The organism is Rothia sp. QJM3NY_36, assembly GCF_056173115.1.
Map to the genome: position 1 here is coordinate 512,715 of NZ_CM149658.1, position 18,653 is coordinate 531,367.

The following is an 18,653-nucleotide window of genomic DNA, read 5'->3' on the forward strand; positions in this document are numbered from 1 at the left end:
ACCGACAACACCGAAGGACTGAGGAATCATGGATAAGCTGACCGGAGTCGGCGTCTCCGCAGGACGCGTCATCGGACCCGTGCTGCAGATGCCGGAACCCATCCGCGAGCCGGATGCCGCGAGCACCCTGACCGAAGGGGAGAGCCCCGAAGCCGCCGTCGAGCGGCTCAAGGAGGCCGCCGAGGCCGTCAAGGAGAACCTCAAGGAACGCGCCGGACGCGCCAGCGGCAACGCCGCGGCCGTGCTGAAGTCCACCGCCCTGATGGCCGGGGACAAGGCGCTGCTGAAGAACGCGGGCAAGCTCGTGACCGGCAAGGGGCTCAGCCCCGAGCGGGCCATCTGGGAGGCCGCCGGAGACTACGCCGCCCAGATGAAGGCCCTCGGCGGATACATGGCCCAGCGTGTCACCGACATCCTGGACGTGCGCTCGCGCATCGTCGCCCAGCTGACCGGCCAGCCCGCCCCGGGCATCCCCGAGTCCGAGACCGAGTTCGTGCTCGTGGCCGAGGACCTCGCCCCCGCGGACACCGCGACGCTGGACCCGGCCAAGGTCATCGCCCTGGTCACCTCCGAGGGCGGGCCCCAGGCGCACACCGCGATCCTCGCCCGCGACCTCGGTCTGCCCGCGATCGTGGCGGCCAACGGCGCCCTGGAGATCCCCAACGGCACCACCGTGTACGTGGACGCCACCGACGGCACCGTGGTGACCACCCCCGGGGAGAAGGAGTACCGGCTCGCCCAGGCCTACGCCAACCGCAAGCCGCTGCCGGAGTTCGACGGCACCGGGAAGCTGGCCGACGGCACCCAGATCCCCCTGTACTCCAACGTCGGCAACGGCAAGGCCGCCCAGACCGCGGCCGAGGCCAAGGCCGAGGGCATCGGGCTGTTCCGCACCGAGTTCGCGTTCCTGAACCGGGACGAGGAGCCCTCCGTGGAGGAGCAGACCGTCGAGTACAAGACCGTCTTCGACGCCTTCCCCGGCCGCCACATCGTGGTGCGCACCCTGGACGCCGGGGCCGACAAGCCGCTGCCGTTCCTGACCGACACCTCCGAGCCCAACCCGGCGCTGGGCGTGCGCGGGTACCGCACCGACTGGACCTCCCCGGGGGTGCTGCAGCGCCAGATCGAGGCGATCGCCGCCGCCGCGAAGGACTCCACCGCCGACGTGTGGGCCATGGCCCCGATGATCTCCACGGCCCCTGAGGCCCACGACTTCTCGGCGATGCTCGAGGAGGCCGGGCTGAAGACCCACGGCGTCATGGTCGAGACCCCCTCGGCCGCGGTGACCTCCCGGGACATCCTCCACGAGGTGGACTTCGTGTCCATGGGCACCAACGACCTCACCCAGTACACGATGGCCGCGGACCGGCTGCTCGGGCCCCTGGCCGAGCTGAACAATCCGTGGCAGCCCGGCGTGCTGCGCATGATCGATCTGACCGTGCGCGGCGCTCGCCAGGCCGAGGAGGAGACCGGGAAGGCCAAGAGCGTGTCCGTGTGCGGCGAGGCCGCCGCGGATCCGGCGCTCGCGGTGGTGCTGGTGGGCTTGGGCGTGAACGCCCTGTCCATGAACACCCGCTCGATCCCCGCCGTCGCCGCCGTGCTGAAATCCGTTACGCTGGAGAAAGCCCAGCAGATCGCGGTCCAGGTGCTGGATGCGCGGTCCGCGGAGAACGCCAAGGACGTGGCGCGGGCCGAGCTGCCCGTCCTCGATGAGCTCGGACTGTAGGTCCGTGACACATCGCGCACCCGCCGTGGCGGGTCCGCGAGCAACCGTCGATTCCTGATCGATCCAAGGAGAGAAACCATGGCAGAACGTACCGCTACCGTCGCCTCCCGCGTGGGCCTGCACGCCCGCCCCGCCGCGATCTTCGCCGAGGCCGCCGGTGACCTGCCCGTCGAGGTCACCATCGCCGCCGAGGGCGAGCCGGCCGATGAGGCCATGGACGCCTCGTCGATCCTGTCCCTGATGTCCCTGGGCGCCAAGCACGGCGACAAGGTCGTGCTGCGCGCCGAGGGCGAGGGCGCCGACGAGGCCCTGGACAGCCTCGTGAAGATCCTCGAGACGGACCACGACGCCGAGTAACCCACCGGCGCACCCCAGAGGCCCGGGACGCACCCCTCGTAGGTGGCGCGCCCCGGGCCTCTGCCGCGCCCGGGTCGACTCCCGCGCACGCCCCGAGGGGTGCGCGCACCGGCCTCGGGCGCCCCCGTAGACTGGGACACCGAAGACCCAGGGCGCCGACCGGCCTGCACCGCCGTCGAGCCGCCCGCCACCCGTGGATACCGAGGACTCCTTGAGACACTTCACCGCCCGCTTCGCCACCGCCGAGGAGATCGACTCCTGGGACGAGCACGTCACCGAGAACCCGAACGGCGGCAACCTGCTGCAGTCGGCCTCCTTCGCCGCCGTCAAGGCCCGGCACGGATGGAAGCCCGTGCACCTGGTCTATGAAGGCACCACCGAGCGCCCCGGGGCCGACGGCGGCGCCGTCGAGCAGACCGTGGCCAGCTACAACCTCGTGCTGGAGAAGCGGGTGCCCCTGCTGGGACGGCTCTGGTACATGATCAAGGGCCCGGACGTGGCCGACGTGCGGGACATCCCCGCGATCCTGGACGCCAACCGCGAGTTCGTGCGCCGCGAGGGCCTGGACGTCTTCGCGATCAAGATCGAGCCGGACATCCTGGACTCCCCGGAGCGGGCGGCCTTCCTGCACCGGGCCGGTCTGGTCAAGCAGTTCAACATCCAGCCCAACGACTCCACGGCCGTGCTGGACACGGACAAGGACGAGGAGGCCGTGCTGAAGTCCCTGCACTCCCGCGGGCGCAACGCCGTGCGCCGGGCGATCCGCGAGGGCGCCGAGGTGGAGCAGGTGGAGCTGACCGAGGAGAACATGAAGGCGATGTACGCCCTCATGGACACCGTCGGGCAGGGGCACGCGAACGTGAACCTGCGCTCCTACGAGTACTACCGCCAGTTCTGGACGACCTTCGCCGCGGCCGGCCAGGGCCGGCTGTACTTCACCTACGAGGACGGCCAGCCCTCCGTCGGCGCGTACGTGATCCGCTACGGCCGCAAGGGAACCTACAAGGACGGCGGCTCCAAGCCCCGCCGCAAGCAGTACGGGGACTCCCATCTGGTGCAGTGGCGGGCGCTGACCGACCTGATGAAGGACTACGGCATCGAGCAGTACGACTTCTGCGGGACCCCGCCGAAGGACCAGCTGAAGAACAAGGAGCACCACTACTACGGTCTGGGCCTGTTCAAGACCAGCTTCACCAAGTCCGTCATCGACTACGTGGGCGTGTGGGACCAGGTGCTGCGCCCGGTCCAGTACCGGCTGTGGGTGCGCATCGTGGAGAAGGTCATGCGCCAGATCTGGTGGCGGCGCACCCAGCAGCCCTTCTACTGATCCCCGCTTCCGGGGGACCCCGGGAGACGTGAGTGCGGGGTGGAGCCGAGCGTGCGCGGAGAAGGAGAGAGGATGCGCGAGGTGCAGGACGACGGGACGCCGCCGAAGGGCGCGTACCCCTCCTCCGGGCTGCCGGAGGAGGAGACCGCGGCTCCCGTGGACCCCTTCGGCCCGGATGCCGACGCTCAGGACCTCGCCGATCCCTTCTCCGCCGCGGACACCGACCCCGCTCCCGCGGCTCCCGCGACGCAGACGGCGCCGTCGTCCGTGCCGGGGGCGCAGTCCGGCACGGACCCGGCCCAGGGCTTCCCGCACATCCACCGCTCCCAGGTCCGCGATCAGTCGCTGGCCGACATCTGGGGGCTGGCCCCGGAGTCCGGTGAGCAGGGGACGGTCTCCGGGCCGGACGCGGCCTCGGATGCTCTCGGAGAGGGGCACGCGGGCACCGGACCGATCGGCCCCGGACCGGGGGCGGACACCGCCGGCTCCGCGGGCGGGCCCGGTGTCGGCGGCATGCTCAGCGCCGCCCGGGACGTGCCGCGGGACCTCTACAGCGACTCCCAGCCTCTGGGCCCGGACCAGACCTCGACGCCGCTGGGCGCCACCGGGACCCAGTCCGCGGGGGTCCCCCAGCCCACCGGCTCCCCGGCCGCCGGCGTCCGGAGTCCGGGAACGCCGGATGCGGGCACCCCGCCGATGGGCGCGGTCGCCCAGGCCAGCTACCCCTCTGCCACCGCGCTGCCCGTCAAGCGCCCCGCCCCCCGCTCCCTGGCCAGCGGGCTGCGGCGCATGATCCGGTCCGAGAGCCTCCCGACGGCGCCCATGCGCATCGTGCAGCGCCTGGCCAACACCCCCTTCGCCAATCCGCGGCGCAATCGGGAGCACTCCGAGGCCCGCCGGACCCTGAACTTCGCGCTGCGCCTGGCCGAGGCCATGTTCCACTTCGGCGCCGGCTCCCTCGAGGTGGAGACCGCGATCGCCGCGACCTGCGCCACCTACGGCGTCGAGGACGTGGACGTGGACATCACCAACCAGTCCGTGACCATCAACTACGTGGCCGGTTCGGGGCGCCTGAGCAGCGTCGCCCAGGACGACGCTGAGGGCACGTTCAGCCACACCGTGGTGCGGGTGGTGCGCTCGTGGTCGGACAACTACTCCGGGCTGACCGACACGCACCGGCTGGTCAAGACCATCACCGAAGGCGGGCTCTCCCGCGCGGAGGCGGAGCGGCGCCTGGACAGGATCATGTCCGAGCCCAAGCCCTTCCCCCGCTGGATGACGACGGCCGCGAACATCCTCGCGGCGTTCTTCCTGACCATCGGCATCGGCGGCACGTGGCGGGGGGCCACCTTGGCCTCGGCGACGTTCGGCGTGATCTTCATCGTCTCGGGCTGGATCTCCCGCCGCGGCATCCCCGGGTTCTTCATCTCCGTGGTGGATGCGGCGATGATCACGGCGGCCGCGCTGACAGCCTCCGGTCTGGGGCTGGACGTCTCCCCGGCGCACGTCGTCGCCTCCGGGTTGATCATGCTGCTGCCCACCCTGAGTCTGGTCTCCATGGTCCAGGACGCGATCAACGGGTTCCCGGTGACGGCCGCGGGCCGACTGGTGTCCACGGGGCTGACCTTCCTGGGCCTGATCGCGGGCCTGGCGCTGGCGATCTCGACCACATCCCTGTTCTTCGGATCGCAGAAGATCGACGTGCAGCAGGCCGTGTTCACCGGCGCCCAGCCGGCCGTGCACGTGTCCTTCATGCTGGCCGCCACGGCGATGATCGCGGTGTCCCTGCAGGTGAGGGTCCGGCACATCGTCCCGGGCGTGCTCAGCGGTGCGGCGGGTCTGGCGGCCTACTACGCCGTGTCCTCCCTGGGGATGGGCCCGCGCATGATCTCGATGATCGGTGCGGTGGGGGTGGGCTGCGTCTCCGCGTGGATCGCGGATCGGTGGACGATCCCGCAGGTGGTCATCGCGGTGCCCGGGGTGACGTTCCTGCTGCCGGGTCTGTCCATCTTCCGCGGCATGTACATGTTCACGGTGGATGTGGACCCGGTGCAGGGTCTCGTGCCGATCATCAACGCCGGGGCGACCATCCTCTCGCTGGCTGCGGCCGTCGTGCTGGGCAACTACCTCATGCGCCCGTTCATGCGCCGGGAGAGACCCGCGACGACCTGAGCCCGCCCCTCCCCGCGGCTGATGGCAGTGACGGGGAGAGCCCGCGACGACGGGGGGGCGGGTCAGCCCGGCAGGCGCCAGTCCACCGGCTGCGCGCCCTGCTTCTGCAGGGCCTCGTTGGCTCGGCTGAAGGGCCGGGACCCGAAGAAGCCGCGGGAGGCGGACAGCGGGGAGGGGTGCACGGATTCGATCTTCGGCACCTGCGGCCCCAGCTGCGCCCCGGCGCTGCGGGCATCCCGACCCCACAGGATCGCCACCAGCGGGGTGTCGCGAGAACCCAGGGCCCGGATCGCGCAGTCTGTGATCTCCTCCCAGCCTCGGTTCCGGTGCGAGCCGGCGTCCCCGGCGCGCACGGACAGGCACCGGTTCATCAGCATGACGCCCTGGCGGGACCAGGCCGACAGGTCCCCGTGCCGCGGTGCGGGCAGCCCCAGGTCCTCGCCGAGCTCCCGGTAGATGTTCACCAGGGAGCGGGGCAGGGGACGCACCTCGGGACGCACCGAGAAGGACAGGCCCATCGCGTGCCCGGGCGTCGGGTACGGGTCCTGCCCGATGATCAGCACCCGCACCGCCGCCATCGGCTCCCGGAAGGCGCGGAACACGTCCTGGGACGGCGGCAGCGTGCGGTGCCCCTGGGCGTGCTCCGTGCGCAGGAAGTCACCCATGGCGCGGATGCGCTCCTCCACCGGGGCCAGGGCCCGCGCCCAGTCCTCGGCCATGATCTCGGTCAGCGGCTGGGGGGGCATGGTCCTCCTGCGGATGGAGACGTCGGACAGCGGCGGCGCGGACGGCCGCCGCGCACCCCACCAGGCTACCGGGCGGCGCGACTAGACTGGCTCACCGTGCAGCCCCTGACCGAGACCGAACGCGCCGTGCTGGCCTTGGAGAAGCGCACCTGGCGCCGTCCCGGCTCCAAGGAGCGGGCCATCCGCCGCGAGCTGGGCATGGGCGCGGTCGAGTACCACCTGCGGCTCAACGCCCTGCTGGACGACCCCCGGGCCATCGCCGCCGAACCGGCCCTGACCCGGCGATTGAGGGAGCAGCGGGATCCGGGCGGTACCCTGGCTCCATGAGCCGCATCGCCTCCCCGCGCGGTGCCCAGCCCCGACCCGATCAGCGTGAGGACAGCATGGCCGAGACCGAGGAGTACGCCCCCGACGATTTCGACGAGGTGCCGGCCGACTCCGCGCACCGAGGGGTGTATCGCGCCGCCGCGCCCGCCAAGGCGGTCTCCCGGCGCACCACCGGCGCGGTGATCCTCGCCGGAGCCCTGGCCCTGGTGCTCGGGGCCCTGATGTTCATCTACCAGCCGCGCTCCGCGGCGCCCGAGGCCCAGAGCGAATCAACCCAGAGCGAACCGGTGGCCTCGGCCAGCGCCACCGCCTCCTCCGGGTCCTCCGCGACCGAGCAGGCCGGCGCCTCGGCGCAGGCCCGTCGGGTCGCCCAGGATCTGGGGGTCACCGCGGTGCGGGCCTCCGAGGAGTGGAGCGCGCAGGTCACCGTCGTGCTGACCCACGGCTGAGTCGGCCCGCGGGCCCCTGCGGGACTACCCGTCGAGGCGTGTCGCCGCGGCGTCCGCCCAGGGCGGAGTCCGGCGGCGAGACGTTTGCACTCTCCGAGGGCGAGTGCCAAGATTGGGGTTAGCACTCATCCCGTCCAACTGCTAAGTCGCGGCGCTCGCCGACCGAGGCGAGGCGACGTCGTGATCGGCGCCGGAGGGGATGCGGACACCTCCCTCACCGCGGTGAGCGCTCGGGGCGGGACACGGCGCGGAAGCGCCGGACCCGATCACGGGCGCGGCCGTCGCGGGCGCCGCGGTGGAGGAACTCCCCGAACCATCGTCCAGGAGGGACGCACGCCGACATGGCCAAACTGATTGCTTTCGATGAAGAGGCTCGCCGCGGGCTCGAGAAGGGCCTGAACACCCTGGCGGACGCCGTCAAGGTCACCCTGGGGCCGCGCGGGCGCAACGTCGTGCTCGAGAAGAAGTGGGGCGCTCCCACGATCACCAACGACGGCGTGTCCATCGCCAAGGAGATCGAGCTCGAGGACGCCTACGAGAAGATCGGCGCCGAGCTGGTCAAGGAGGTCGCCAAGAAGACCGACGACATCGCCGGTGACGGCACCACCACCGCGACCGTCCTCGCCCAGGCTCTGGTGCGCGAGGGACTGCGCAACGTGGCCGCCGGTGCCGATCCGCTGTCCCTGAAGCGCGGCATCGAGAAGGCCGTGGAGGCCGTGACCGCCGAGCTGCTGGGCTCCGCCAAGGAGATCGAGACCGAGGAGCAGATCGCCGCGACCGCCTCCATCTCCGCCGGTGACCCGGAGATCGGCAAGCTCATCGCCCAGGCGATGGAGAAGGTCGGCAAGGAAGGCGTCATCACCGTCGAGGAGTCCAACACCTTCGGCCTCGAGCTGGAGCTGACCGAGGGCATGCGCTTCGACAAGGGCTTCCTCTCCGGCTACTTCGTCACCGACGCGGACCGCCAGGAGGCCGTGCTCGAGGATCCCTACATCCTCATCGTCAACTCCAAGATCTCCAACGTGAAGGACCTCGTCCCCGTGCTGGAGAAGGTCATGCAGTCCGGCAAGCCGCTGCTGATCATCGCCGAGGACGTCGAGGGCGAGGCCCTGGCCCTGCTGGTGCTGAACAAGATGCGCGGGTCCATCAAGTCCGTGGCTGTGAAGGCCCCCGGCTTCGGCGACCGCCGCAAGGCCCAGCTGGCCGACATCGCGATCCTCACCGGCGGCCAGGTCATCACCGAAGAGGTCGGGCTCTCCCTGGAGACCGCGACCCTCAACGAGCTGGGCCAGGCCCGCAAGGTCGTCGTCACCAAGGACGAGACCACCATCGTGGACGGGGCCGGCGCCCAGGAGCAGATCGAGGGCCGGGTCTCCCAGATCCGCGCCGAGATCGCCAACACCGACTCCGACTACGACCGCGAGAAGCTGCAGGAGCGCCTGGCGAAGCTGGCCGGCGGCGTGGCCGTGCTCAAGGCCGGTGCCGCCACCGAGGTCGAGCTGAAGGAGCGCAAGCACCGCATCGAGGACGCCGTGCGCAACGCCAAGGCCGCGGTGGAGGAGGGCATCGTCGCCGGCGGCGGCGTCGCCCTGATCCAGGCCGGGGTCAAGGCCTTCGAGACCCTGCAGGTCACCGGGGACGAGGAGACCGGCGCGAACATCGTCAAGGTCGCTGTGGACGCCCCGCTGAAGCAGATCGCCGCCAACGCCGGGCTGGAGCCGGGCGTGGTCGCGGACAAGGTCCGCCACCTGGAGCCCGGCCACGGGCTCAACGCCGCCACCGGCGAGTACGAGGACCTGATGGCCGCGGGCATCAACGACCCGGTCAAGGTCACCCGCTCCGCCCTGCAGAACGCCGCGTCCATCGCGGGCCTGTTCCTGACCACCGAGGCCGTCGTCGCGGACAAGCCGGAGAAGAACTCCGGTGCCGACGCCGCCGCCGGCATGGACGGGATGGGCGGCATGGGCGGCATGATGTAGCCACCCGCGCACCGCGCGTCGCTTCCGGGCCCCGCTCGTCCCCTCCCCACGCGGGAGGGGTCGGGCGGGGCCCGGTCGCGTCCGCGTTCCTGACGTGGACAGTAGACTCGACCACGCCATGCACTGCGACTACTACGACGCCGGACTCTGCCGCTCCTGCACCCGCATGAACGAGCCGTATCCGGCGCAGCTGGCCGACAAGCAGGAGCGGCTGCGGCAGCTGCTGGCCCCGCACCGGCCCGAGGCGTGGCTGGAGCCGGTGCCCAGCCCGGAATCCGGGTTCCGCAACAAGGCCAAGATGGTCGTCAGCGGCACCGTCGAGCGCCCGCTGCTGGGCATCCTGGACCGGGAGGGACACGGCATCGATCTCACCGGCTGCGGCCTGTACCCGCCGCAGCTGCTGGCCGCGATGCCCGCCCTGCGCCGGATCATCGGCGAGTTCGGGCTGACCCCCTACGACGTCCCGGCCCGCCGCGGGGAGCTGAAGCACCTGCTGCTGACCATCTCCCCGGACGGTGAGCTGCTACTGCGCTTCGTCCTGCGCTCCAAGAAGCACCTCGTGCCCCTCAAGCGGGGCCTGCCCCGCATCCTGGAGCTGCTGCCCGCCGCTCGCGTGGTCTCCGTGAACATCCAGCGGGAGCACCAGGCCATCCTGGAGGGCCCCGAGGAGATCACCCTGACCGAGCAGGCCACCCTGCCGATGCGCCTGAACGGCATCCCCCTGGCCCTGCGGCCCCAGGGCTTCTTCCAGACCAACTCGCACATCGCCGCGGCGCTGTACCGCCAGGGCGCGGACTGGTTCGCCGACTCCGGGGCGGGCGGCCTCTGGGACCTGTACTGCGGCGTCGGCGGCTTCGCCCTGCACGCCGCGCGCCGGGTTCCCGGGGCGCGGGTGCTGGGCCTGGAGATCAGCGAGCAGGCGGTCGCCGCGGCGCGGACCACGGCCGCGGACCTCGGGCTGGAACGGGTGCGCTTCACCGCGGGGGACGCGACGGGCATCGCCACCGGCATCGCGGCGGGCGCCGGACGCCGGGCCCCGGAGGCGCTGGTGGTCAACCCGCCGCGCCGGGGCCTGGGGCCGGAGCTGGCCGCCTGGATCGAGGGGTCCGGCATCCCCACCGTGATCTACTCCAGCTGCCACGCCCCGAGCCTGGTCCGGGACCTGTCGGCGATGCCGTCCCTGAGCGTGCGGCGGGCGCGGCTGTTCGACATGTTCCCGCAGACCGATCACGCCGAGACCATGGTCCTGCTCAGCCGCAGGTGACCCGGCATTGACCAGGAAGTTAGGTGTGACTACGTTGGGGAGGGCTCCGCGTCGGGGCCCCGAGACACGAAGGAGCCCCATGCCCCTACCCACCATCCCCGCCTACACCCTGCCGCAGGATCGGCCCGCCGCCGCCGTCGACTGGACCGCGGACCCCACCCGCAGCGCCCTGCTGGTCCACGACATGCAGAGCTACTTCATCGACGCCTTCCAGAGCGGGGAGGACGGCGCGGAGGGCGAGGCCGGCGAGGGCTCGGCGCAGGGCGAGGCGGCCCCGGTCGGCGCGGCGCAGATCGACGTGGCGGTGGGCCGCATCGCCGCTCTGCTGGAGACCGCCCGCAAGGCGGGGATCCCCATCGTCTACACCGCTCAGCCGCCGCGGCAGGACCTGGCCGACCGGGCCCTGCTCACCGACTTCTGGGGGACCGGGCTGAGCACCGACGCCCAGGCGCGGATCATCGACGAGCTCGCCCCCGCCGAGGGGGACATCATCCTGCCCAAGTGGCGCTACTCCGCGTTCATGCGCTCGACCCTGCGCGAGCAGCTGCTGGCCCGGGGCCGGGACCAGCTGGTGATCACCGGGGTGTACGCGCACATCGGGTGCCTGGCCACCGCCCTGGACGCCTTCATGCTGGACGTCCAGGCCTTCCTCGTCGCCGACGCGCTCGCGGACTTCACCCGCGAGGACCACGTGCGGGCCCTGGACTACGCCGCCGGCCGCTGCGCCCGCGTGCAGGACACGGCCGAGATCCTGGCCTCCTGGCAGGATGCCCAAGATGAGCAGGGCCAGGGGGTCAGCCGATGAGCGCGGTCCTCGTCACCGGAGCCGCCGGCGGGATCGGCAGCCAGGTGGTCAGGCTGCTGGCCGAGGACGGGCACCACGTGTGGGCCGCGGACCGGGTCATGCCGGATCCGCAGGGCTGGCCCGACCCCGAGCGCATCACCCCGGCCGTCCTGGACGTCTCCGCCGAGCGCGACGTCGTTGACCTGCTGCGCGGGATCGAGGAGTCCGGGCAGCAGCTGACCGGGGCGGTCCACGCCGCCGGCATCGTGCACGCCGCCCCGCTGCTGGAGACCTCCGTGCGGGAGTGGGACGAGATCCTGGCCTTCAACGCCCGGGCGGTGTTCCTCGTGCTGCGTGAGAGCGCGGGCCTGATGATCCGGCAGCGTGCGCAGGACCCGGGCAACCGACGCGGGATCGTGACCATCAGCTCCAACGCCGGGCGCGTGCCGCGCACCGAGTTCGGGGCCTACGGGGCCTCCAAGGCCGCCGCGACGTCGGTGACCCGCAGCTTCGGCCTGCAGCTGGCCCGCCACGGCATCCGCTGCAACGCGGTCAGCCCCGGCACCACCCGCACCCCCATGGTCACCTCCGGCTGGGACGGCGAGGACCGCAGCGCCGTGCCCGTGGCCGGCAGTCCCGAGGACTTCCGCCTCGGCATCCCCCTGGGCCGCATCGCCGAGCCCGCGGATATCGCCGAGGTGGCCCGCTTCCTCGTCTCCGAGCGGGCCCGGCACGTGAGCCTGCAGGACGTGGTGGTCGACGGCGGGGCGACCTTCTGATGCCCGGCCTCGAGCCCGCACACTTCTCCACCACCGGATCGGAGGATCCCATGAGCCCCACCCTGCCCGCCTTCTGCATGAGCACCCCCTGGGGGCGGGTGCGCGGGGAGGACCCGCTGACCGGGTTGCCCGAGGCGCAGGCGCTGGCCGCGGCCGCCGAGCACGGCACCGCCGTGGCGGGGCTGCTGCCCTTCCATCCCGTACAAGAGCCCCTGCTGCTGGTGCCGCGCCGCTGGGAGCGCACCCCCGCGCAGGACTCCCGTCCGGGGGACCCAGAGCCGACGGCACAGGCCGCCGCCCTGCCCGCTCCCCGCGCGGTGCACGGGCTGGACAGCCCCGCCTTCCGGGAGGTGGTGGCCGCCGCCGTCGCCCGCCTGCACGACGGGCAGCTGGAGAAGATCGTCCTGTCCCGGCTGCTGCGGCTGGACTACGACGCCGCGGCCCCACTGGATCCGGCCGCCGTGCATCGCAACCTGCTCGCCCAGCACCCCCGGGCTTACGTCTTCGCCTGTCGCGACCCCCGGGCGGGGGAGGGCCAGGAGGTCGAGACCCCGTGGCATCTGGGCGCCAGCCCCGAGCTGGTCATGTCCGTGCGGGACGGGGTGTGCACCACGCACCCGCTGGCCGGCTCGGCCAGCCGCGCCGGGGCCCGCGACGCCACGGAGGACGTGCAGATCGGGGAGCAGCTGATGCGCTCGCCCAAGGATCGGGGCGAACACGCGACCGTGATCCAGGACATCGCCCGCCGCCTGGATCCGCTGTGCGAGGAGCTGGACGTGCCGGCCGCCCCCTCCCTGTTGGCCACCCCGCAGCTGTGGCACCTGGGCACCCGGATCACGGGGCGGCTGAAGCCCGGCGTCACCGCGCTGGATGCGGCCCGGGCCATCCACCCGACCCCGGCGATCTGCGGCAGCCCGCGGGACACCGCCCTGCGGATGATCGAGGAGCTGGAGCCGCACCGCCGCGGCTTCTTCGGCGGGCTGGTGGGCTGGTGCGGCCCGGACGGCGACGGCGAGTGGGCCCTGAACCTGCGCAGCGCCCGGGTGGGCGCGCGCCGGGCCGTGCTGTTCGCCGGGGCCGGCATCGTGGAGGGCTCCACCCCCGACGGCGAGCACGCGGAGACCGGGACCAAGCTCTCCACGTTCCTGGCCGCCCTGGGGCTGGATGCCCGGGCCCGCCCGGCGCGGTAGGACTCGGTAGAATCCGGACCCATGACCCCCGAGGCTTCCCCCACCCGTTCCGCATCCGCTGCCGAGACCGCCGGGGACGGACAGCCGCTGGTGGCCGCCGCGGACGGCTCCGCCCTGGGCAACCCCGGCCCGGCCGGGTGGGCCTGGTACGTGGATGAGGACACCTGGGAGGCCGGGGGCTGGCCGCACGGGACCAACAACATGGGCGAGCTCAAGGCCGTGCTGGCCCTGCTGGAGGCCACCGCGGATCGGCCGGAGCGGCCGCTGCGGATCCTGTGCGACAGCCAGTACGCGATCAACTGCATCACCCGGTGGATGCCCGGCTGGAAGCGCAACGGGTGGCGGAAGAAGGACCGCAAGCCGGTGCTGAACCGGGACCTGCTCGAGGCGCTCGACGCCGCGATGCAGGGTCGGCGCTGCGAGTTCGAGTGGGTCAAGGGCCACGCCGGGCACGCGCTGAACGAAGCCGCCGATGCCCGCGCCCGGGCCGCGGCCACCGCCTATCAGCGCGGGCGCGAACCCGAGCGCGGTCCCGGCTTCCCCTCCGGAGATCGCGCCCGGGCGGGCGCGCCCGCCTCGCAGGCGGCAGCCTCGGCGCGGGATGCCTCCGCGACGCCGGGGAGCGGACTCACCCGGTCGCAGGAAACCCGCGCCGACGCCTCGGCCGGCACCGCCGTTGTCGATGGCTCGGTCGACACCGCCGTCGCTGGCAGGACCGTGGCAGACGGGTCTGCCTCCGACGCCGACGGGACTGCCCCCGCCGCCGACCTCGACGTCGTCCGGCGCCTCGAGGCGGCCCTGGGCCGGCCGCAGCTGCACGAGGATCCGCGGGCCCTGGGGCGGCACCTGCATCCCGACCTGACCTGGGTGACCCGGCGGGGACGGGTCGCGGATCGCGAGACCGCGCTGCGCTACCCGCAGCAGGCCTTCGCCCAGGACACCGACCCGGAGCCGCTGGGCGCCCTGCGCCCGGACCCGGACTCCGTGCTGCTGATCAGTCGGGCCGCCGGGCGCCGGGGCCCCCTGCTGCGCTCCAGCCTGTGGACCCGGGCCGGGGCAGAGCAGGAGGGCCCCGGGTGGCGGCTGCTGCTGCGCCAGGACACCCCCGAGGACTGACCCGACCCGGCAGGCGGGGCCGGTGCCCGCGCGAGGCAGCGGGAGCCCGGGACCCCGAACTCGGATGAGCCTGCCCCGAGCCGGAGCACCCGTGCCCGGCGCGCCCGAGGGCAGCGCCCGTCCGGGTCAGCCGATGAACATCGCGGCGTTGGCGGCCTCCGTGTCGGCGTAGTTGACCCCGGCGTGGGACAGGGCCGTGTTGATCTCGCCGATGGACTGCTCCACCTGCGCCTGGGTGGCCCGCCAGTGGGTGAGCACCTCCTGGAAGTTCACCGACGCGGAGCCGGTCCAGGAGCTCTGCAGATCCTGCAGCGAGGCGGTCATGCCGTTGACCTCGGAGGTGATGCGCTCCATGAAGCCGCGGGCTTCGGCGGTCTTGGTGGCGATGATCTCGGAATCGACGACGAAACGGGCCATGATGGTCTCCTTCGAACGGCGCCCGGCGGAGGTTCCGCGGGGCGGGCGGTGAGCCGCCGATCGGCGTGCCCATGCCCAGGAGACTAGGCCGACAGGCTCATCTCGGAACCGTCGTGGGCCCCGCGGGACCGGGGTACTGTGGAGAACCCCGCGATCATTCCCTGATCTCCCCCGAATGGGGATCCAGGGCGGCGCCGTCGGCGTCGGTGCGCAGCTGCGGGATCCGCACGACCATGCTCGCCCCGCCGCCCGGGGTCTGCTCGACGCGCACCGTGCCGTGGTGCTGGTCCACGATCGCCGCGACGATGGCCAGGCCCAGCCCCGTCCCGCCCGTCTCCCGGGTCCGGGAGGTGTCCGCCCGGTAGAAGCGCTGGAAGACCTTCTCCGCCTCCTCGCCCTCGATGCCGGGGCCGTGGTCCACGACCTTCAGCACCGAGACGAAGCCGCCGTCGATGCCGGGCTGCACGCCCACCGCCAGCTCGATCGGGCTGCTTGCCGGGGTGTAGCGGATCGCGTTGGTCACGAGGTTCGCCAGGACCTGGCGCAGCCGGGCCTCGTCGCCGAAGACCGGGGCGGGCAGGGCCGGACCGTCCTCCAGGCCCACCACCCGCACCACCCGGTCCGGGGCGCTGGCCTCGGCGTCGTCCGCGGCGTCCTGGGCCAGCTCCATCAGATCCACCCGCTGGGACTCGCCCGGGCGGTTCTCGTCCAGGCGGGCCAGCATCAGCAGGTCCTCCACGAGACGGCCCATCCGCACGGATTCCGCCTCGATCCGGCTCATCGCCTTGGCGATGTCCTCCTCGCTCTGCAGCGCGCCGTGCCGGTACAGCTCCGAGTACCCGCGGATCGTGACGAGGGGCGTGCGCAGCTCGTGGGAGGCGTCCCCGACGAATCGGCGCATCTTCACCTCCGAGCGCTTGCGGGCGTCGAAGGCCTCCTCGATGCGGGTCAGCATCACGTTCAGGGACATGGACAGCCGCCCCAGCTCGGTGCGCGGGTTGTACCGCTCGATGCGCTGGGACAGGTCCCCGGCGGCGATCCGCGCGGCGGTGCGCTCCACCCGGGCCAGCGGCTCGAAGGCGCGGGTGACCAGCACCCACCCCAGGGCGATGGCGGCCAGCAGCGTCGCCAACCCGAAGGCCAGGGTCAGCATGCCCACCAGCGCCACGGTCTGCTCCACCCGGTTCAGGGGGGAGGCGACGATCATGGACTTGTCCGTGCCGGACAGGGAGAAGGGCTTGATCCGCCACTGCGTGCCCCCGCCCACCCCGGGCACGGTGAAGCCCTGGCCGGAGAAGCGGTCCACGGTGTCGTGGGTCCAGCCCGTGAGCACGGGGGTGGAGCCCAGGTGGGAGGTGTTCGCGGAGTCCACCACGTTGCCGTCGGCATCCAGCAGGTAGGCGGCGTACTGCGAATCCTGCGCGGAGTCCTCTCCGCCGCTGCGCTGACCCAGGGAGCGGGCCAGGGAGGAGGCGTTGGCGGACATGTCCGAATCCATCTGGGAGACCAGCTGCGCGCGCAGCGCGGAGATGGACACCAGGCCCATCACCGCGATGGCCAGGACCAGCAGCAGCCCGGTCAGCATGACCAGCTGGGTGCGCAGGGACAGCGCCCCCAGCCGGGAGTTGCGGACCCGATCGGTGACGGCGGACACGGAAGGCTAGTGCTTGGAGGTGCGCAGCAGGTAGCCCACGCCGCGCTTGGTGTGGATCAGGGCCGGCTGGGTCTTGTCGTTGTCGATCTTCCGGCGCAGGTAGGAGATGTAGGACTCCACGATGGAGGCATCCCCGTTGAAGTCGTACTCCCACACGTGGTCCAAGATCTGCGCCTTGGACAGCACCCGGTTGGGGTTGAGCATGAGGTAGCGCAGCAGCTTGAACTCGGTGGGGGACAGGTCGATCTCCCGGTCCCCGCGGAAGACCTCGTGGGCGTCGTCGTCCAGGACCAGGTCCTCCACGCGCAGCCGGGAGTCCTCCTCCTCCAGCGCCTGGGTGCGCCGCAGCACCGCGCGGATGCGGGCCACGACCTCGTCCAGGCTGAACGGCTTGGTCACGTAGTCGTCCCCGCCGACGGTCAGGCCGGTGACCTTGTCCTCGGTGTCGTCCTTGGCGGTGAGGAAGAGGATCGGGAACACCAGCCCGGTCGCGCGGATCCGGCGGGTCACGGTGAAGCCGTCCATGTCGGGGAGCATCACGTCCAGCACCGCCAGGTCCGGTGTCTCCGCGGTGGCCTTGTCCAGGGCCTCGCGTCCGTTGGAGGCGGTGACCACCTCGAATCCGGCGAAGCGCAGGGAGGTCGCCAGCAGCTCGAGGATGTTGGGCTCGTCGTCGACGACCAGGAGTTTGGCTTCAGGCTGTGTCTTCTTCACGCTGGTCAGTGTCCCGCAGGTCCCTGGGGGATTCCTGAGCGTCTCTCGGATATCCGCTGCGAGCGGCTCGGGCGGGTTCCGGGCGCTGTCAGACCCGACGACGACGCCGCACGGCCAGGACCAGCGCGGCCATCAGCAGCAGGAACGCCACGGGCAGCATCAGCAGCGGGATCTGGCTGATGACGGGCCACGGGTGGGCGCCGAAGGCCTTGGCCACCAGCATCCCGACGCCGACCAGGGCCGCCAGCACCCCGAGGATCCCGCCGGCCGCGGCGGTCACCGCGAGGGCGCGCGAGTCGGTCTCCTCCCGGCGGTCGGGGTCGGCGGAGGCGGCGGGCTGCGGTGAGGCGGAGCGGGTCATGGGCACCACGGTACCGTGCGGCGCGCGCCCCGGCCCACGGTGAACGCCCGGGACGGGGACCCTGCCGCCCTGTATGATCGACACCGATACTGACGTTTCGCGCCGCACGCCGCCCGGTCCGCCGGTCCCGCCGAAGGGACCCGCGAGGATGCACCGGTCGAGGGCGGCGGCGCGCCCCGCCCGGACGGCGCCGGGGAACCCGACGCGCCGTCGCGCCCCCGCCGGGGAGCGCCTCGGGGCCTCCCCGCGCCCCGACACCGATGCAGCGAAGGAAGCAGACCATGCCCACCGGAAAAGTGAAGTGGTACGACGAGCAGAAGGGCTTCGGGTTCGTGGCCGCCGAGGACGGCCAGGAGGTCTTCCTGCCGGCCTCCGCCCTGCCCACCGGAGCGAAGGTGCGCGCCGGGACCCGCCTGGAGTTCGGCATCGCCGAGGGTCGCCGCGGCGCCCAGGCGCTGTCCGCGCGCGTCCTGGATCGGATGCCCTCCTCGGTCAAGAACCACCGCAAGCCCGCCGAGGAGATGGCGGTGATCACCGAGGACCTGATCAAGCTGCTGGACGGGGTCTCCAACACCCTGCGGCGCGGCCGCTACCCGGATCGCGCGGTGGGGCGCAAGACCGCCTCGATCCTGCGCACCGTCGCCGACGAGCTGGACGCGTGAGCCCGATGGCCGAGCGCACCGACGCGCAGGAGAGCACACAGACACCCGAGGCCCAGCCGCTGCTGGGCGATGCCGCCAAGCCCCGGCGTCGGCGCCGCTCCACCCCCGATGAGGTGCTGGCCGCCGCCGTGGACACCGCCCGCGCCGGGATCCTGGAGATCACCGACGCCTCGACCCTCGGCGAGGGCCACGAGGTGCGCGGGGAGGAGGATCGTCTCTCCACCCACCTGTTCGAGTGCACGCTGAAGGGCTACCGCGGCTGGAGCTGGTTCGCCACGCTCTCCCGGGCCCCGCGGTCCAAGACCGCGACCGTGTGCGAGGTGGGCCTGCTGCCCGGACCCGATGCCCTGCTCTCCCCGGAGTGGGTGCCCTGGTCCGAGCGGGTGCGTCCCGAGGAGCTGGCAGCGCAGCGCAAGGCCGATCAGGGGACCGCCGCTCAGGGCGGCGCCGCGCAGGACGGCGCCGAGTCGACCGAGCAGTCGGCCGACGAGCAGGAGACCCCCGCGCAGGACGCCGCCGATGGTGAGGGCTCCGAGCAGGGCCGCCGGACCGAGGCGGGCGCCGCCGAGGCGACCTCCCAGCAGCACAGCACCGAGACCCAGACCGCCGGGCGGTGAGCCACCCCGGGT

General features: G+C 72.5%; 19 protein-coding genes. 14 read left to right on the top strand and 5 right to left on the bottom strand.

What is annotated here, in order from left to right:
* Positions 1-28: 28 nt before the first annotated feature.
* The 4 genes from ptsP (at position 29) to AC0VXQ_RS02235 (ending at position 5,582) form a co-directional block, all read left to right on the top strand.
* Positions 29-1,726: a phosphoenolpyruvate--protein phosphotransferase gene (gene ptsP, locus AC0VXQ_RS02220; RefSeq protein WP_055684246.1), complete on the top strand. Its 1,698-nt coding sequence runs from the start codon at positions 29-31 to the stop codon at positions 1,724-1,726.
* A 78-nt stretch (positions 1,727-1,804) separates the two neighbouring features.
* A complete protein-coding gene (locus tag AC0VXQ_RS02225; RefSeq protein WP_055684247.1) occupies positions 1,805-2,083 on the top strand; it encodes an HPr family phosphocarrier protein in 279 nt (92 codons plus the stop codon).
* 211 nt (positions 2,084-2,294) lie between these two features.
* Positions 2,295-3,410 carry a lipid II:glycine glycyltransferase FemX gene (locus AC0VXQ_RS02230; protein ID WP_055684248.1) on the top strand — a complete coding sequence of 372 codons (1,116 nt, stop codon included), beginning with the start codon at positions 2,295-2,297 and terminating at the stop codon, positions 3,408-3,410.
* A gap of 72 nt (positions 3,411-3,482) precedes the next feature.
* On the top strand, positions 3,483-5,582 hold the full coding sequence (locus AC0VXQ_RS02235) for a threonine/serine exporter family protein (protein ID WP_129357802.1): 2,100 nt from the start codon (positions 3,483-3,485) through the stop codon (positions 5,580-5,582).
* Positions 5,583-5,644: 62 nt separating this feature from the next.
* On the opposite strand, the gene AC0VXQ_RS02240 is transcribed toward AC0VXQ_RS02235, so the two are convergent.
* Positions 5,645-6,328: a uracil-DNA glycosylase gene (locus AC0VXQ_RS02240; protein WP_129357803.1), complete on the bottom strand. Its 684-nt coding sequence runs from the start codon at positions 6,326-6,328 to the stop codon at positions 5,645-5,647.
* A gap of 96 nt (positions 6,329-6,424) precedes the next feature.
* On the opposite strand from AC0VXQ_RS02240, the gene AC0VXQ_RS02245 reads away from it, so the two are divergent.
* From AC0VXQ_RS02245 to AC0VXQ_RS02280, 8 genes are all read left to right on the top strand, one after another.
* Positions 6,425-6,655, top strand: coding sequence for a DUF3263 domain-containing protein (locus tag AC0VXQ_RS02245; RefSeq protein WP_055684413.1), 231 nt, complete (start codon positions 6,425-6,427; stop codon positions 6,653-6,655).
* A complete protein-coding gene (locus tag AC0VXQ_RS02250) occupies positions 6,652-7,104 on the top strand; it encodes a hypothetical protein (protein ID WP_475528966.1) in 453 nt (150 codons plus the stop codon). The genes AC0VXQ_RS02245 and AC0VXQ_RS02250 overlap by 4 nt, the downstream gene beginning before the upstream one ends.
* A gap of 341 nt (positions 7,105-7,445) precedes the next feature.
* Positions 7,446-9,083 carry a chaperonin GroEL gene (groL, locus tag AC0VXQ_RS02255; RefSeq protein WP_055684251.1) on the top strand — a complete coding sequence of 546 codons (1,638 nt, stop codon included), beginning with the start codon at positions 7,446-7,448 and terminating at the stop codon, positions 9,081-9,083.
* A gap of 118 nt (positions 9,084-9,201) precedes the next feature.
* Positions 9,202-10,347, top strand: a complete 1,146-nt coding sequence (rlmC, locus tag AC0VXQ_RS02260; RefSeq protein WP_196825926.1) for a 23S rRNA (uracil(747)-C(5))-methyltransferase RlmC — start codon at positions 9,202-9,204, stop codon at positions 10,345-10,347.
* Between the two features lie 79 nt (positions 10,348-10,426).
* Entirely contained in the window at positions 10,427-11,152 is a 726-nt protein-coding gene (locus AC0VXQ_RS02265; RefSeq protein ID WP_100465051.1) for an isochorismatase family protein, read from the top strand.
* Positions 11,149-11,910, top strand: a complete 762-nt coding sequence (locus AC0VXQ_RS02270) for an SDR family oxidoreductase (protein ID WP_196825927.1) — start codon at positions 11,149-11,151, stop codon at positions 11,908-11,910. The genes AC0VXQ_RS02265 and AC0VXQ_RS02270 overlap by 4 nt, the downstream gene beginning before the upstream one ends.
* Positions 11,911-11,960: 50 nt before the next feature.
* On the top strand, positions 11,961-13,100 hold the full coding sequence (locus tag AC0VXQ_RS02275; protein WP_055684414.1) for an isochorismate synthase: 1,140 nt from the start codon (positions 11,961-11,963) through the stop codon (positions 13,098-13,100).
* Between the two features lie 21 nt (positions 13,101-13,121).
* Positions 13,122-14,216 (top strand): ribonuclease HI family protein, encoded by a 1,095-nt coding sequence (locus AC0VXQ_RS02280; protein WP_081275347.1) that lies wholly within the window; start codon positions 13,122-13,124, stop codon positions 14,214-14,216.
* A 126-nt stretch (positions 14,217-14,342) separates the two neighbouring features.
* Here the strand turns inward: AC0VXQ_RS02280 and AC0VXQ_RS02285 are convergent, their stop codons facing one another.
* From AC0VXQ_RS02285 to AC0VXQ_RS02300, 4 genes are all read right to left on the bottom strand, one after another.
* Positions 14,343-14,633 (bottom strand): WXG100 family type VII secretion target, encoded by a 291-nt coding sequence (locus AC0VXQ_RS02285; protein WP_055684255.1) that lies wholly within the window; start codon positions 14,631-14,633, stop codon positions 14,343-14,345.
* 154 nt (positions 14,634-14,787) lie between these two features.
* Positions 14,788-16,218 (bottom strand): sensor histidine kinase, encoded by a 1,431-nt coding sequence (locus AC0VXQ_RS02290; RefSeq protein ID WP_196825952.1) that lies wholly within the window; start codon positions 16,216-16,218, stop codon positions 14,788-14,790.
* A 75-nt stretch (positions 16,219-16,293) separates the two neighbouring features.
* Positions 16,294-17,001 (bottom strand): response regulator transcription factor, encoded by a 708-nt coding sequence (locus tag AC0VXQ_RS02295; protein WP_055684257.1) that lies wholly within the window; start codon positions 16,999-17,001, stop codon positions 16,294-16,296.
* An 88-nt stretch (positions 17,002-17,089) separates the two neighbouring features.
* A complete protein-coding gene (locus AC0VXQ_RS02300; protein ID WP_081046051.1) occupies positions 17,090-17,362 on the bottom strand; it encodes a hypothetical protein in 273 nt (90 codons plus the stop codon).
* 281 nt (positions 17,363-17,643) lie between these two features.
* Here AC0VXQ_RS02300 and AC0VXQ_RS02305 point away from each other — a divergent pair, with 281 nt between their 5' ends.
* Positions 17,644-18,024: a cold-shock protein gene (locus AC0VXQ_RS02305; protein WP_058730420.1), complete on the top strand. Its 381-nt coding sequence runs from the start codon at positions 17,644-17,646 to the stop codon at positions 18,022-18,024.
* A gap of 5 nt (positions 18,025-18,029) precedes the next feature.
* The gene (locus AC0VXQ_RS02310; RefSeq protein ID WP_081101674.1) at positions 18,030-18,641 is read left to right on the top strand and encodes a DUF3027 domain-containing protein; all 612 of its coding nucleotides are present in this window, start codon (positions 18,030-18,032) and stop codon (positions 18,639-18,641) included.
* The last annotated feature ends 12 nt before the right edge of the window (positions 18,642-18,653 follow it).